Origin of the sequence: Serratia marcescens, assembly GCF_001902635.1 — a bacterium.
GTDB classification, from domain to species: Bacteria; Pseudomonadota; Gammaproteobacteria; order Enterobacterales; family Enterobacteriaceae; genus Serratia; species Serratia marcescens_F.
Window position 1 is genome coordinate 18678 of record NZ_MJAO01000030.1, and the last position, 16451, is coordinate 35128.

Annotated in this window: 10 protein-coding genes; 9 read left to right on the forward strand and 1 reads right to left on the reverse strand. The window is 62.8% G+C overall.

From position 1 onward, the window contains the following. The first annotated feature begins 19 nt into the window (after positions 1-19). Positions 20-1252, forward strand: coding sequence for a YncE family protein (locus tag BHU62_RS21810; RefSeq protein ID WP_073534529.1), 1233 nt, complete (start codon positions 20-22; stop codon positions 1250-1252). A gap of 216 nt (positions 1253-1468) precedes the next feature. On the opposite strand, the gene BHU62_RS21815 is transcribed toward BHU62_RS21810, so the two are convergent. Beyond that, positions 1469-3769 carry a TonB-dependent siderophore receptor gene (locus BHU62_RS21815; protein WP_073534530.1) on the reverse strand — a complete coding sequence of 767 codons (2301 nt, stop codon included), beginning with the start codon at positions 3767-3769 and terminating at the stop codon, positions 1469-1471. Positions 3770-4053: 284 nt separating this feature from the next. On the opposite strand from BHU62_RS21815, the gene fes reads away from it, so the two are divergent. The 8 genes from fes to BHU62_RS21855 all read left to right on the forward strand — a co-directional run bounded on the left by fes (position 4054) and on the right by BHU62_RS21855 (position 16247). Continuing rightward, positions 4054-5430: an enterochelin esterase gene (fes, locus tag BHU62_RS21820; RefSeq protein ID WP_073534531.1), complete on the forward strand. Its 1377-nt coding sequence runs from the start codon at positions 4054-4056 to the stop codon at positions 5428-5430. Further along, positions 5408-5614, forward strand: a complete 207-nt coding sequence (locus BHU62_RS21825; protein ID WP_073534532.1) for an MbtH family protein — start codon at positions 5408-5410, stop codon at positions 5612-5614. Before fes ends, BHU62_RS21825 begins: the two co-directional genes overlap by 23 nt. 32 nt (positions 5615-5646) lie before the next feature. Continuing rightward, a complete protein-coding gene (locus BHU62_RS21830) occupies positions 5647-9591 on the forward strand; it encodes an enterobactin synthase subunit F (RefSeq protein ID WP_073534533.1) in 3945 nt (1314 codons plus the stop codon). A 176-nt stretch (positions 9592-9767) separates the two neighbouring features. Further along, complete coding sequence (entS, locus tag BHU62_RS21835; protein ID WP_073534534.1) at positions 9768-11024, forward strand: enterobactin transporter EntS; 1257 nt, start codon at positions 9768-9770, stop codon at positions 11022-11024. Positions 11025-11292: 268 nt separating this feature from the next. Beyond that, complete coding sequence (locus tag BHU62_RS21840; RefSeq protein ID WP_073534535.1) at positions 11293-12498, forward strand: isochorismate synthase; 1206 nt, start codon at positions 11293-11295, stop codon at positions 12496-12498. A gap of 7 nt (positions 12499-12505) precedes the next feature. Next, positions 12506-14134, forward strand: a complete 1629-nt coding sequence (locus tag BHU62_RS21845; RefSeq protein WP_073534536.1) for a (2,3-dihydroxybenzoyl)adenylate synthase — start codon at positions 12506-12508, stop codon at positions 14132-14134. A 3-nt stretch (positions 14135-14137) separates the two neighbouring features. Next, positions 14138-14998 carry an isochorismatase gene (locus tag BHU62_RS21850; RefSeq protein ID WP_073534537.1) on the forward strand — a complete coding sequence of 287 codons (861 nt, stop codon included), beginning with the start codon at positions 14138-14140 and terminating at the stop codon, positions 14996-14998. Positions 14999-15239: 241 nt separating this feature from the next. Then, on the forward strand, positions 15240-16247 hold the full coding sequence (locus tag BHU62_RS21855) for a YncE family protein (RefSeq protein WP_415915718.1): 1008 nt from the start codon (positions 15240-15242) through the stop codon (positions 16245-16247). Positions 16248-16451 lie beyond the last annotated feature (204 nt).

The window sequence follows — 16451 nt, forward strand, 5'->3', positions numbered from 1 at the left end:
TTTTCAAGGAGATAAAAGGATGTCTGGAACCCTAGCAACCCCGCGCGCGTTACTGTCTCTGCTGGTGGCGGCCTCTCTGGTAGTCGCCGGCGCCGCGCAGGCGGACGATGCCGGCATCAAACCGCAGGACATCAAGCGTCAGGCGCTGTCGTCGGCGGTGGTGGAGATGGCCTACAGCACATCGCAGCAGGCGCTGTTCGTCAGTGCGCCGGACTGGAAAGAAGAGGCGCGCTCCCGTGTGCTGCGTCTGGATCCCAACACGTTGGCGATCAAGGCGGAGATCCCGCTGCAGGTGAAAGGCTTCGGTGTGGCGCTGAACGATGCGGGCAATCGTCTGTACCTGACCCAGGGCTTCAACGGCGAAGTCGGGGTGGTGGACACCCGTGCCAACCATGCGCTCGGCAGTATCAAACTGCTGGATAAAGCGGTGCTGGAGCAGGCTTACAAGCAGGCGGGCATCAGCGGCAAGCGCCTGGATTTCCTGTTGGCAGAGCTGAAGAAGTTCAAAATCACCGAGGACTACCTGTACCGCATCCGCGAGATCACGTATGACGCGCCAAGCGGCCGTCTGTTCCTGCCGGGTCTGGGCTTCGGCGTCGACAGCGTGCTGTACGTGGTCGATACCAAAGCCGGCAAGCTGGAAAAAGTGATCCCGGGCTTCGGCTACAACGCGGTGGGCATCACGCTGGATGAGAAGGGCCGTCGGGTCTTCGTCTCCAACATGCAGGGGCAGGTGATCACCCTGAACGCCGACACGCTGGCGATCACCGCCACGCACGAAGTGCAGGCCGATCAGCTGCTGAACCTGGTGTATGACCCGGCGAGCAACCGCCTGCTGGGCGTCGATCAGGGCATCGATCGCGACGACTACCGCAATCATCATCTGGGGCACGACTACGTGAAGCGCAGCAGTGGCCACCGGGTGTTTGCGCTGGATGCGGACAGCGGCAAGGTGCTGGCCAGCGAGCTGACGGATGAGGTGCCGATCGGCCTGCTGCTCGACGAGCGTAGCCAGCGGCTGTACGTCGCCAACCGCAAAGGGGTGCGCGTGGAACACGGCGCCGGTACGCTGACGGTGTTCGACGCCAAGACGCTCAAGCGCCTGCAAACCGTGGATCTGCCGCCGCACCCTAACAGCCTGGCGCTGGATCCGAAAGGCGATGCGCTGTTCGTGACGGTGAAAAACGACGGCGCGGCCACCAAAGCCGGCAAACCGGAAAGCGTGGTGCGCATTCAGCTAAACGCGAAGTAACGGAATGGAAAGATAAAAAAGGGGCGCCGCGGCGCCCCTTCAGGTTGCTGACAAAGGAGGAAAAAGCGTGGTTTTTCCTCCTTTGTGGTTATCAGCCGAAAACCAATGAATTGATTTTCCTTCTTTTCTATTGCCTGCTGTAAGCTTGGCCACGCCATCAAATTTGGCATTAACGACAAGGGGCGCCGCGGTGCCCCTTGTCGTTGGGTCATGTCATCAGAAGTGGGTGTTGATGCTCATGTAGTAGGTGCGGCCCGGTTCGTTGTAGGTGGCTGCGCCTGCCCCGGCGATGTTGATCACGCCGGTGTTTGGGTCACCCACGTTCTGCGCGTTGCCGGCGCGGAACTGGCGTTTGTCGAACAGGTTGTCGATGCCGGCGGTGAGACTGACGTTTTTGGTCAGGTCATAGGTCGCGCTGGCGCCGACGACGGCGTAAGGGCTGACCTCATGGGTTTCGCCGCCGGTGGCAGGTTTACCCTGGTAGTTGTACTTCTTCGGCTTCTGGCGGCCGTACCAGGTCAGGGTGGACTGCATCGACAGATCCTGCGTAGCCTGCCAGCTGAGGGTCGAGTTGACGGTGAACTTCGGGATCACCGACAGGTAATCGCCGGTGGTCTTGTTCTTGTTCTCGATCATGTAGGTGGCGTTGTTGCTCCAGGTGACGGTCTCGCTGACCGGCACGTTCAGCGAGCCTTCCAGCCCCTGCACCACCGCCTTCGGTACGTTTTCCCATTGGTAAACCGCCGTGCCGGTGCTGCTGGTGGCGATGCGGGAGTTGCCTGCCTCGATCTTGTTGCGGTAATCGTTGCGGAAGTAGGTCACGCCGGCCAGCCAGCCGTCGTTATGGAACTCCAGCCCGATCTCTTTGTTGACGCTGGTTTCTGCCTTCAGATCGTCGTTGCCGAGCAGATAGCAGCCTGTTTTGGTGTCGCTGCCGGCACATCCCTGGCCTTTGCTGTACAGCAGGTAGTTGCCATTCGTCTGGAACAGCGTCGGCGCCTTGTAGGAACGCGCGATGCCCATCTTCAGCGTGAAGTAATCACCCAGTTCCTGCGACAGGTTCAGCGCCGGGCTCCAGTTGTTGCCGGATTCTGAATGCAGATCGTAGCGCAGGCCTGGCGTCAGCATGGTGGTGTCGGTCAGTTCGATATTGTCTTCGGCAAACAGCGAGAAGATATGCGCGGAAGCGTAAGGGCTGCGCGTACCGGTAGTCATGCCGGGAATGGTGCCGCCCATCATCGTTTGGCTGGTGGAAGAGCCGTCTTTCATGCGCTGCTGAGTCCACTCGGTGCCCAGCGTGGCGGTCTGCGCGACACCCAGCTCAAACGGCACGCTGACTTCGCTGTGCGCCAGGAAGTCGTCCAGCTTGGTGGTGCCGAAACCGGCGTTCTTGGCGTCAAAGATGCCTTCGGTACCGCCGGCCAGTCCTTCGTTTATACGGGTGTTGCGGGTGCGTTCGAACTGCACGTAGTTGTTGGTGCTCACGCCGTTATCCCAGGCGCCGCGGTGGGTCAGGCCGAAGGTTTCGCGGTAGATGCGGTTGGTTTCTTTGCCGTAGTTGCTCTGCACCAGCGGGTTGGAGTTGGTGTTCTGGGTATCGCCGGCGTACAGGTTGCCCTGGCGACCGTAGGCGTATTCGAACTCCAGCGACTGCAGATGGGCGAATTCCCAGCGCAGCAGGGCGTCGATGTTTTTATCGATCACCCCTTCGCGTCCGGCGGGAACGCTATTTTCATAGCTTGGGGTGGTTGCGGTAGCCGGAGCGCGGTACGACTTATGGGATTCGTTGATATCCCAGGCGTCGGCCTGCGTTTTGCTGTAGCCGCCGAACAGGCGGAAGCTCAGGGTATCGCTCAGCGGGCCGGACAGGCTGAAGTCGGTGCGCTTGGTGGCGCCTTCCTGCTTGTGCTGCGGCACGTTGAAGTAACCGTTCAGCGAGCCGTGTAGCGCATCGCCGGCCTTCTTGGTGATGATGTTGACCACGCCGCCCGCGGCGCCGTTGCCGTAGCGCGCCGCGGCGGGGCCGCGCAGCACTTCGATGCGTTCGATCATTTCCGGCGGCACCCAGGCGGTATCGCCGCGGGAGTCGCGCTCGCCGCGCCAGCCCTGACGTACCGAGTTGCGGCTGGAGGCCGGTTTGCCGTCGATCAGAATCAGGGTGTTTTCCGGGCCCATGCCGCGGATATCGATTTGGCGGTTGTTGCCACGCTGGCCGCTGGTGGAGTTGCCGGTCAGGTTAACCCCAGGCATGGTGCGGATCAGCTCGCTGATGTCGCGTGCCGGCGGGCGTTTCTTGATTTCGTCGGCGGTGATGGTGGACACCCCGGGCGCCTGCAGGTTCTGTTTTGCGGCGGTAACGACGATGGTGTCTTCCCCGCGCGGTTTTTTATCCGTCGCGCCGCTGTTTTCTTCCGTGGCGGCGGTGTCGGTCTGCTGCGCGGCGTTGGCGAACGCGGATGCGCCCAGCCCCAAGCCGATGAGCGTGGCTAAAGAAATACGCGATAACGTGCTTTTCATGTGTGCTTCCTACCTTGCTGCCATCCTCACCGCGTGGGAGGAAGGGCGGTTGTAGTGTTTGTGTAGTCAGGAATAGAAAATCGGCTGCGGCAAGGGATGCCATTTCTGTATCCCCGATCCCTGTCCGTTGCGCGCAATACCAGCACGATCTCCAAGGCTTACACACTATTGCAAATGAAAATAATTATCAATAGTATTCGATGTACAGTGCGTCCGGGCGGTGACCGGCGAGAGGGATCTGTCGGCATTCCTTGGAGCCGCCAACTACAAAATGGGTAGGCGTTGTGAATACAGAACTACAGTCAGAAAGCAGCAGATTATTGGCCAGCAGCAATGCGGGCAGTCCAGGGTGGTGGTTGACGGTTGCGCGTCGCGGGACGCCCTGGGTCGAACCGGTGGGTAATGGCCGGTGGCGCGCCACCTTCTTCTGGCGCGACCCTCAGGGATGTGAATTGACCTCCGCCTATCGTCGCGTGTGGATCAACATCAACTGCCTGACCGACCACCATCAGCCGAATCCGCCGCAAAGCCTGCAGCGTTTGGCCGGTACCGACGTGTGGTATTGGCAGACCGAGCTGAACGGCGCCTGGCGCGGCAGTTATTGCTTTATCCCTTGCTTTGACGATCGGCCGCCGGCCTTTAGTGGCGACGATGTCCACGCCAACATGCACAACCTGCGTCACTGGTGGCACCGGGTGTTTGCCGGCGCGACCCATGATCTGCTCAACCCGCATCGCTCCTGGCAGAGCGCCAGTGGCCACAGCGTCTCCGGCCTGCATATGCCGGATGCGCCGCCGCAGCCGGTATGGCGTCCATTCGACGAGTATGAGATCGCCAGCGGGCGCTGCACGCCGCCGCTGCCGGCGCGTTTGCAGCGCCACACCTGGCGGAGCGAGCGTCTGGGCAACAGCCGCGACGTCTGGATCTACACCACCGGCGACAGCAAACCGGCCGAACGCCCGCTGGCGATTCTGCTCGACGGCCAGTTCTGGGCGAAGCAGATGCCGGTCTGGGAGCCGTTGATGCAGCTGACCCGCGAGGGGGCATTGCCGGAAGCGGTGTATGTGCTGATCGACATCATCAATCTGCCGCACCGCGCGCGCGAGCTGACCTGCAAGGAGGATTTTTGGCTGGCGGTGCAGGAAGAGCTGATGCCGCAGCTGGCTGAATGGGCGCCGCACAGCGACAAACCGGCCGATACGGTGGTGGCGGGGCAAAGCTTTGGCGGCTTGGCCTCTCTGTACGCCGGGCTGCGTTGGCCGCAGCGATTCGGCGCGGTGATCGCTCAATCCGGCTCCTACTGGTGGCCGCGGCGCGACATGCTGCAGCTGCCGAGCATTCCCGACGATGCCTGTTGGTTGACGCAGCAGGTAGAGCTGCATGGTCTGGGCAGCCACGGTGCGCTGAAGGTGTTTATGGAAGCCGGTTCGCAGGAAAAGCTGGTGCACCGGGTCAGCGATCAGATGGCGTCATGCCTGAGAGAACGCGGCCACCGGGTGCATTACCGGGTGGTGGAAGGCGGCCACGACGCGCTGTGCTGGCGTAGCGGCCTGACCGACGGGCTGCAGATAGTATGGGCTTCCGCTTTCGACACCGCCTATCCGGCAGCGGCGACGGCAACGGTACGAGGAGCGCATGATGGAAAGCCTGAATTCGTTTGATGATCAACAGCAGCGCAGCCTGGTGCTGCGCAACGTACAACAACAATACAGCCTGTGGCCGGATTTCCGCGCCATTCCGTCCGACTGGACGATCGCGTTTGGCCCGGCGACGCGCGCAGCGTGTGCCGACTGGCTGGAACAGCATTGGCAAGACATTCTGCCGGTCACAGCACGCAAGGCGTGACCGGCGTCAGGTAATGACGGGAGCAACAAGCAGTGTCACAAATCCCTAACTCTCTCAGCGGCCCGGCGCTTGCGGGCGAATGGCCGCTGGTGGCGGCGCAACCCGGCATCTGGGTGGCCGATCAGATCTCCCCGCATCGCAATGCCTACGCGGTGGCGCACGCCATCGAACTCAACGGCCCGATCGCCGTGGAACGCCTGCTGCAGGCTATCGCTCAGGGGCTGAGCGAGGTGGACATGCTGCGCCTGCGTTTTGCGGAGCGCGATGGCGTGCCGGTGCAATGGCTGGATGACGCGCTGGCGGTGCGAACCCCGGAGCGGGTCGATTTGACGTCATCGCTGGATCCTGAAGCCGCCGCGCGTGCGCTGATGGATATCGATCTGGCGGGCGATCTGCGCGCCGGCAGCGGCGCGCCACTGTATCGCCACGTGGTGATGCGGCTGGCGGATGATCGCTGGTTCTGGTATCAGCGTTATCACCATCTGTTGGTGGACGGTTTCAGCTTCACCGCCATCGCTCGCCGCGTTGCGGCGATTTACACTCATCTCTGCCGCGGCGATGTGCTGGAACCGACGCCTTTCACCGCGTTCAGCGACGTGGTGGCGGAGTACCAGGCTTATCGGCAGGCGCCGGCCTGGCAGCGCGACGCCGATTTCTGGCTTGATAAAGCGCGCCAATTGCCACCGCCGGCCACGATCTGCCCGCAGCCGTTGGCCGGGAAAACGCCCACGCCGCGCATCCACCGGCTGGAACTGCGCTGCGATCCGCAGGCCTTCGCCGAACTGGTGCAAAACGGCGCGCAGCAGAAGCTGAACGCTGCCGATATGGCGGTGGCGCTGCTGGCGCTGTGGGTGTCGCGCCTGAGCGGCCAGCCGAGCTACAGCGCCGGTTTCATCTTCATGCGCCGTACCGGATCGGCCGCCTTGTGCGCTGCCGGCCCGGTGATCAACGTGTTGCCGATGGAGATGCATCTCGAGCCGCAGGCCACGCTGTATGAAGCCGCCGCCCGCATCAGCCGCGAACTGAAAGCGGTGCGCCGCCATCAGCGTTACGACGCCGAACAGGTGCAGCGCGATCTGGGGCGCATCGGCGACGGTGAGCCGCTGTACGGCACGGTCTTCAACTTCAAGATGTTCGATTACCAGCTGGATTTCGCCGGTATCGCAGGCATTACCCACGATTTGGCCTCCGGGCCGGTGCGCGATCTGGAAATTGCGCTGTTTATCGACGAACACCATCAATTGAAGGTTGAGCTGCTGGCCAACGCCGAGCGTTACAGCCGCCAGGAACTGCAGGCGCATCTGCAGCGGTTGCCGTTGCTGCTGGCGCAGTTCGCCGCGCAGGTGGCGTTGCCGATCGGTGAAGCCGATATGCTGACCGCCGCAGATCACGAACTGCTGGCGCGGGTCAACGACACGGCGCATCCGGTGCCGGCGACCACGCTGAGCCAACTGCTGGCGCAGCAGACGCAAACTACGCCGGACGCACCGGCGCTGGCGGATGCGCAGTTCAGCTTTACCTACCGCGAGACGCGCGAGCAGGTCACGGCGCTGGCGCGCCAGCTGGTTGCGCAGGGCGTGCGGCCGGGTGACATCGTGGCGGTGGCGCTGCCGCGTTCGGTGTTTCTGTCGCTGGCGTTGATGGCGATCGTGGAAGCGGGCGCCGCTTATCTGCCGCTGGACACCGGCTATCCGGACGAGCGGTTGGCGATGATGCTGGAAGACGCCGCACCCCGTTTGGTCATCACCAACCCGGAGCAGCAGTCGCGTTTCGCCGACAAGGGCGAAATATTGCTGTATGACGCGCCGCTGGCGGCCGATCACGCCGCCGGGGTGGCGATCGCAGGCCCGACGCCGGATCATGCGGCCTATATCATCTTTACCTCCGGCTCCACCGGGCGCCCGAAGGGCGTGCTGGTCGGCCATCAGGCGATCGTCAACCGCTTGCTGTGGATGCAGCACAAGTATCCGCTGGGGGCGGACGATGCGGTGCTGCAGAAAACGCCGTGCAGTTTCGACGTCTCGGTGTGGGAGTTCTTCTGGCCGCTGATGGTCGGCGCGCGGCTGGTAATGGCGCCGCCGGAGGCGCACCGCGATCCGCAGCAGCTGCAACAGCTGATCGCGCAACATCGCATTACCACCTTGCACTTCGTGCCGTCGATGTTGGCGGCTTTCGTCGCCGCATTGGATGACGAGGCGGCGGTGGCGAGCTGCGCCGTGCTGCGCCGGGTGTTCTGCAGCGGCGAAGCGCTGCCGGCGGAGCTGTGCCGCCTGTGGCAAAGCCGCACGGCGGTGCCGTTGCACAACCTCTACGGCCCGACCGAAGCGGCGGTGGACGTCACCTGGCATCCGGCCTACGGCGACGCGCTGGCGAAAGTGACCGGCGCCAACGTGCCGATCGGCCTGCCGGTATGGAACACCGGGCTGCGTATTCTGGATGCGCGGCTGCGGCCGGTGCCGCCGGGCGTGGCGGGCGATCTTTATCTGACCGGCGTGCAGCTGGCGCATGGCTACCTCGGCAGGCCGGAGTTGACCGCCAGCCGTTTTGTCGCCGATCCGTTCGGCACCGGCGGGCGCATGTACCGCACCGGCGACGTGGCGCGTTGGCTGCCGGACGGCGCGGTGGAATACCTGGGCCGCAGCGACGATCAGTTGAAAATCCGCGGGCAGCGTATCGAACTGAGCGAAATCGACCACGCCTTGCTGTCGCTGCCGGGCGTGCGCCAGGCGGTGACGCACGCGTTGGTGCTGCAGGGCACACCGGTGGACGCCGGCGGAGATGCGCGCCAGCTGGTGGGCTATCTGGTGCTGCAGCCCGGCGCGAGCTGGGATGCTGAAGCCTTGCGCGCGGCGCTGGCCGACCGCCTGCCGCCGCACATGGTGCCGGTAGCGCTGGTGGCAATGAGCGAACTGCCGTTGAGCGCTAACGGCAAGCTGGACCGCAAGGCCTTGCCACAGCCGCAGGGCGGTGAGCGCAAGGCAGGACGGCCGCCGCAGGCGGGGTTGGAAAGCGAAATCGCCACGGTGTTCGCCCGTTTGTTGCAGCGTGAGCAGGTGTTCGCCGACGACGACTTCTTTGCGCTCGGCGGCCATTCGCTGCTGGCGATGCGCCTGGCGGCGGAGTTGCGCCGCGATCTGGGCAAGGCGGTGTCCGTCGGCCAGGTAATGGTGGCGTCGCGTGTCGAGCAGCTGGCCGCCTTGCTGGCGGAAGATCGCACGCAGGAAGAGGCCGATCGCAGCGGATTCGATAGCGTATTGCCGCTGCGCGTGACCGAGGGGCCGACGCTGTTCTGTCTGCACCCGGCGTCCGGTTTCTCCTGGCAGTTCAGCGTATTGCCGCGCTATCTCGATCAGCACTGGTCACTGGTCGGCATCCAGTCGCCACGGCCGGATGGCCCGCTGGCGCTGAGCGAAGACATGGATCAGGTGGTGGATACCCACCTGCAGACGGTGCTGCAGGTGCAGCCGCACGGGCCGTATCACTTTATCGGCTACTCGCTGGGTGGCACGTTGGCGCAGGGCATCGCCGCCCGGTTGCAGGCGCGCGGCGAGCAGGTGGCGTTCCTCGGCCTGCTGGATACCTATCCGCCGGAGACCCAAAACTGGGACGTGATGCTGGATGACAACGTATTGAAGGAAGTTCAGCGCGAGCGCGAGCAGTTCCTGGCGGTGTCGCAGGATACACTCGATCCGGCGCTGGGCGAGGCGCGCACCGCGATGTTCGACAACATCGAGGCCAACTACGCCGATTCGGTGCGGTTGCTGTCGCGCACCCGTACCGCCCGTTTCCACGGCCAGGCGACGTTGTTTGTCGCCAAGCGCACGCTGCAGGAAGGGATGGACGTGCAGCAGACCTGGTCGCAGTACGTCGATGCGCTGCAGGCGCACGAGCTGGACTGCGCGCATGTCGATATCGTCTCGCCGGCGTCGTTCAAAGTGCTGGGGCCGCTGTTGAACCGAGTCTTGCGCACGCTGTAATGTCGCCCGCCGTTCCGCCGCCAGACACGGGCATGGCCCCACGTTTGGCGGCGTTTCTTGCGTTCGCTCACATTTGAATGTCAATGAGTTTTATTATCATTATTGATTTCTTCATCTGTGCTAGCATAGCGCCCCGCAACTGCAGAATCCCCGTTTAAAGATGTGGTGAACAACCGATGAGTAGCAAACCCTCCATCCTGCTTGATTTTAGCCTGCTGAAGAGCAACCGGGCTTTCCGCGCGGTGTTCTGCGCGCGCTTTATCTCCATTGTGGCGCTGGGGTTGATGGCGATCGCCATCCCGGTGCAGATCCAGGCGCTGACCGGTTCCACCCTGCAGGTCGGGCTGGCGGTGACGCTGGCCGGGGGCGGTATGTTCGCCGGGCTGCTGATGGGCGGCGTGCTGGCGGACCGCTATGAGCGGCGCCGGCTGATCCTGTTCGCGCGCTCTACCTGCGGTATCGGCTTCGTCGGCCTGTGCCTCAACGCCCTGCTGCCGTCACCTTCGCTGGCGGCCATTTACCTGCTGGCGGTGTGGGACGGTTTCTTCGGCGCGGTGGGGGTCACGGCACTGCTGGCGGCTACGCCGGCGTTGGTTGGCCGTGAGAACATCGTGCAGGCGGGCGCTATCAGCATGCTGACGGTGCGCTTCGGCTCGATTCTTTCTCCGGCGATCGGCGGCCTGGTGATCGCCCATATGGGCATCGCCTGGAACTACGGTCTGGCGGCGTTCGGCACCTTGCTGACGCTGCTGCCGTTGCTAAGCCTGCCGCCGTTGATGCCGCCGCCGCAGCCGCGTGAGCACCCGCTGCGCGCGTTGGCGGGCGGTTTCGCTTTCCTGTTTCAGAACAAGGTGATTGGCATGGTGGCGCTGATCGGCGCGCTGCTGACCATGGCCAGCGCGGTGCGCGTGCTGTACCCGGCGATGGCGGAGGGTTGGCACATCGACGCTGCTCACCTCGGTTATATGTACGCCGCCGTGCCGCTCGGCGCCGCCATCGGCGCGTTCACCAGCGGGCGAGTGGCACACGTGGCGCGCCCCGGTTGGGTAATGCTGCTGACGGCGGTCGCGGCGTTCGCCGCCATCGGCCTGTTCGGCCTGATGCCGTGGTACGGCCTGGCGTTGTTGTGCCTGGTGGCGTTCGGCTACCTGAGCGCGCTGAACTCGCTGCTGCAATACGGCCTGATCCAGAGTCTGACGCCGGACAACTTCCTCGGCCGCATCAACGGGCTGTGGACGGCGCAGAACGTAGTGGGGGACGCGCTGGGCGCGCTGCTGCTGGGGGCGATGGGTGCCTTTATGCTGCCGGCGATGAGCGCCAGCGGTTTCGGCTTCGGCGCGGCGCTGCTCGGCATCCTGCTGCTGTTCGTCATGACCGGTTTGCGCCAGGTCACGCTGCACAAACCGGAGCCGCAGCCCGCCACAGAAAAGTAGTCGACCGCGTTAAGACAACGCTGTGGGATCAAATAAAAGGCTGCGTCCCACCCTTGCACCCTTGGCCGCCGGCGGCCAAGGGTGGGGCGTAGCCTGGCTTATCATCGGCATGCGTAAAACCCACAGCGTTTATGTCATGATTTCGAAATGAAAGAAGTGCTTACGTTTATTGACATGGCAAATATCGGCGAGTAATTTAGCGCGGAATAAACTCAAATGATAATCATTATTATATTGGTTATCAGTTAAAATCATTGAGGGTGAAGCGATGGATACTGCCGTGAATGACATCAATCGAAAGGAAGTGCAGGCACGCGAAGATCAGCGGTTTACCGCTGATTTTTCCCCTGCATCGGGCTTCTTCTTTACCTCTCCTTTCCGCAGCCTGACCACCACCGGTTGTTTCAGCCGCCTTAGCCTGCCGGCCGCGGATGGCGCCGATCTGAACGGCGAGTTCCAGCGCTGCGTACGGCAGGCGTTTGCCGAGGCTCGTCAGGCAGGCATCAAAAAACCGCTGCTGTGCGGCGCCATCCCGTTCGATACCCGACAGCCTTCGGCACTGTTTATTCCACAGCAGAGCCGCTGGTTTGATCGCGCCGTCTTCATGGCCGGCGTTCGGCCGGCGGCGAATGGGCCGGAGCTCGCCGGCGTGACGGAGTTGCCGCCGCAGCAGCCGTTCATGGAAATGGTCAGTGATGCCGTCGACGCGATGAAGGCCGGTGAACTGGATAAAGTGGTCTTGTCACGCCTGTTGGAGATCGAAACGCGCCAGCCGGTGGATCGCCACGCGCTGATGGCGCGCGTGATCGCCCAGAACCCTCATGGTTTCCATTTCCATGTGCCGCTGGAGCAGGGCGCGCTGCTGGGCGCCAGCCCGGAGCTACTATTGCGCCAGAACGGTGGCCGCTTCTATTCCAACCCGCTGGCCGGTTCCGCTCGGCGCGAGGCCGACCCGCAGCGCGATCGCGAAGTGGGAGAACGGCTGATGGCCTCGGCGAAAGATCGCCACGAACATCGTATCGTCACCGAGAGCATGCGTGACGTGCTGGCCAGCCGCTGCCGCTACCTGAACGTGCCGCAATCCCCTGAACTGCTGACCACCACCACGCTGTGGCATCTCTCCACGCCGATCGATGGCGAGGCGGCTTCACCTGACGAAAATGCCCTGTCGCTGGCCTGCCTGCTGCACCCGACGCCGGCGCTGTGCGGCATGCCGACCCCGCAGGCGCATGCTCTGATCGGCAAGCTGGAGCCGTTCGATCGCGGCCTGTTCGGCGGCATCGTCGGCTGGTGCGACGACGAAGGCAACGGCGAGTGGGTGGTCACCATCCGCTGCGGTACCGTTGACGGTAACCGGGTGCGGCTGTTTGCCGGCGCCGGCATCGTGGCGGACTCTTCACCCGAATCTGAATGGCATGAAACAGGCACCAAACTCAGCACCATTCTGCGTGCCTTTGGTATGAATCAAGGATAACGACAAGATGAGCATTGCCTTTACCCCCTGGCCGGCGGAGTTCGCCAGCCGCTACCGCGAACGCGGCTACTGGACTGACAAGCCGCTGACCGAGATCCTCGAACGTCAGGCGAACAACGACGCTACGGCGATGATCGACGCCCAAGGCAGCCTGACCTACCGCGAGCTGGAGCAGCGTTCCGACCGCCTGGCGGCCGCTCTGATGCGCCGCGGCGTGAAATCCGGCGACACCGCGCTGGTGCAGCTGGGCAACGTGGTGGAATTTTATATCGTGTTCTTCGCGCTGCTGAAGATTGGCGTGGCGCCGGTCAACGCGTTGTTCAGCCATCAGCGCAGCGAGCTGAACGCCTATGCCGAGCAGATCAAACCGGCGCTGCTGATCGCCGATCGCCAGCATGCGCTGTTTGCCGACGATCAATTCCTGAACGCCTTCCGCGACGCGCATCCTTCGCTGCGGGTCGTGGCGCTGCGCAGCCAGGCCGAGGGCGAGCTGGCGCTGGCCGCCTGGTTGGAAGAAGCGTGCGACGGTTTTGTCGCGCAGCCTTCTGCCGCCGATCGGGTGGCGTTCTTCCAGCTTTCCGGCGGCAGTACCGGTACGCCGAAGCTGATCCCGCGTACCCACAACGACTACTACTACAGCATTCGCCGCAGCGTGGAGATCTGCCGTTTCGACGCGCAGACCCGCTATCTGTGCGCGCTGCCGGTGGCGCACAACTACCCGATGAGCTCGCCGGGCGTTCTGGGCGTGTTTTATGGCGCCGGGCTGGTGGTGTTCGCCGCCGATCCGGACGCCGGGCAGTGCTTCCGCCTGATCGAACAGCATCAAATCAACGTGACGGCGCTGGTGCCGCCGGCGGTGACGCTGTGGCTGCAGGCGATCGAAGAGTGGGGCGGCAACGCACAGCTCGCCAGCCTGAAACTGCTGCAGGTGGGCGGTGCCAAGCTGGGCGAGACGCTGGCGGCGCGCATTCAAAACGAAATCGGCTGCCAACTGCAGCAGGTGTTCGGCATGGCGGAAGGGCTGGTGAACTACACCCGGCTGGACGACGACGAACGCCACATCCTGACGACGCAAGGGCGGCCGATGTCGCCGGACGACGAGGTCTGGGTGGCGGATGACGACGGCAATCCGTTGCCGGCGGGCGAGGTTGGGCGGCTGATGACGCGCGGGCCTTATACCTTCCGCGGTTACTACCAGAGCCCGGCGCACAACGCCGACGCCTTTGACGCCGACGGTTTCTACTGCTCCGGCGATCTGATCAGCATCAGCGAAGACGGCTATATCACCGTGCAAGGGCGGCAGAAAGACCAGATCAACCGCGGCGGGGAGAAGATCGCCGCCGAGGAGATCGAGAACCTGCTGCTGCGCCACCCTGAAGTGATCAACGCCGCGCTGGTGTCGATGCCGGACGCGCTGATGGGGGAGAAGAGCTGCGCCTATATCATCGCCAACGTGCCGCTGAAACCGGTGGTGCTGCGCCGCCACCTGCGCGAGCAGGGCGTGGCGGACTTCAAGCTGCCGGATCGCTTTATTCAGGTGGACAGCCTGCCGCTGACACCGGTCGGCAAAGTGGACAAAAAACGGCTGCGCCAGCAGCTCGACGCGCAACTACAGACTCAGGCTCAGGGAGATTAATCGATGGCCATTCCAAAACTTAATGACTACGCGCTGCCGACGGCGGACGAACTGCCGCAAAATAAAGTCACCTGGCAGGTAGAACCGCAGCGCGCCGCGCTGCTGATCCACGACATGCAGCAGTATTTCCTCAATTTCTGGGGCGAAGACAGCGCGCTGATTAAACAGGTGGTGGAGAACATCGCCAACCTGCGTCGCTACTGCAAACAGCAGGGCATTCCGGTGTTCTATACCGCGCAGCCGAACCAGCAGAGCGATGAAGATCGCGCGCTGTTGAACGACATGTGGGGGCCGGGCCTGAACAAACACCCTGAGCAGCAGGCGGTGACCGCTGCGCTGGCACCGGACGAAGACGACACGGTGCTGGTGAAATGGCGTTACAGCGCCTTCCACCGTTCGCCGCTGCAGGAGATCCTGCAGGAATCCGGCCGCGATCAGCTGATTATCTGCGGCGTGTATGCGCACATCGGCTGCCTGACCACCGCCATCGACGCCTTCATGCGCAACATCCAACCGTTCATGGTGGCAGACGGCCTGGCGGATTTCTCGCGTGACGAACACCTGATGGCGCTGCGCTACACCGCCGGCCGCTGCGGGCGGGTAGTGACTACCGCGTCTCTGCTGCCGGCGGTAGGTATCGCCAGCATCGACGCGCTGCGTCAGCAAATTCTGCCGCTGCTGGATGAAGACAGCGAAGACATGGGCAACGACGAAAACCTGATCGATTACGGGTTGGACTCGGTGCGCATCATGGAATTGGCGACCCGTTGGCGCAAGTTCCGCGGCGATATCGACTTTATCGCCCTGGCGCGCAACCCGACCATCGACAGCTGGTGGACGCTGCTTTCCGAAGAGAAAGCCTGATTTTAATAATGAGAAGAGGGCGGCCGCCTGGTTTGACAGAAAAGGCCGCTATTTTGAGCCATATCCAAAATAATTGCAGTTGCATCAAGGCGGCAAGAGCATGAGCCTCAAGAGCTTACTCCGGTAAGTGACTGGGGCGAGCGAGCGCAGCCAACGCCGATGCAGCTGTAAGTAGGAAGGATATAAGGAGATTTCGATGAATACTTTGATCACCAAGGGAAAACGTGCGGCATTTCCGCTGATGCTGCTGTCTACGCTGCTGTTCTCTAACACGCTGCTGGCGCAGACCGCGCTGGAAGTGCTGCGTAAACCGGTAGGCAAGGGCGCCTATGAAATGGCTTACAGCCCGAGCGAAAACGCACTTTATCTGGCGACGTCGCAGAGCCGCAAGCTGGACAAGGGGGGCATCGTGTACCGCCTGGATCCGACCACGCTGGATGTGACCCAGATTATTCATAACGATGTCAAACCGTTTGGCGCCGCTATCAACGCCAAGACCGGCACGTTGTTCTTTGGCAACACCGTCAATTACTCGGTGACCGCCATCGACGCCAAGACCGGTGAGGTAAAGGGCCGCCTGGTGCTGGATGCGCGTAAACCTTCTGAGACCGTGAAGCCGCTGGATCCACGCGAGCTGGTGGTGGATGCCGACAGCAATACCCTGTACATCACCGGGCTGGGCGATTCCAGCGTGGTGTGGGTGGTGGACGGCAATGATCTGACCCTGCGTGCCACTGTGGCCGACACCGGCAAATACGGCACCGGCCTGGCGCTGGACGCCGCCGCCAAACGCCTGTACGTCACCAACGCCGATGGCGAGCTGGTGACCATCGACACCCAGAGCAACAAGGTGCTGTCGCGCAAGAAGCTGGATGAATCCAAAGAACACTTCTTCCTGAACATCAGCCTGGATACCGCGAGCCATCGTGCGTTCATCACCGATTCCAAGCAGCCGCAGGTGCTGGTGGTGGATACCCGCAACGGCAAGATCCTGAGCAAGATCGACGCGCCGGAATCGATGGCGGTGCTGTTTAACCCAACGCGCAATGAAGTGTATGTGACCCACCGTCAGGCGGGCGAAGTGAGCGTGATCGACGCCAAGAGTTACAAGGTGCTGAACACCATCAAAACGCCGACCCATCCGAACAGCCTGGCACTGTCGCCGGACGGCCAGACGCTGTACGTCAGCGTCAAGCAGGCGAAAGAAGCCACTGCGCCGGACGATGTGATCCGCGTAGCGCTGAAATAATCTCGTTCAGGATAAGCGCTGACGAGTTAGGATCTTGGTTGGCGCTTTTCAGTCTTATAACGCCCGATGAATCTCATCGGGCGTTTTGTATTCCAGGCCGGTGTGGGTGCCGCATTTATAATGAGGCGGCGGGCTGATAACAAGGGATCAGGCGTTTATTTATCGGCTGTTATCTTATCACCGTGTGATAAAAGATTTCGGCGT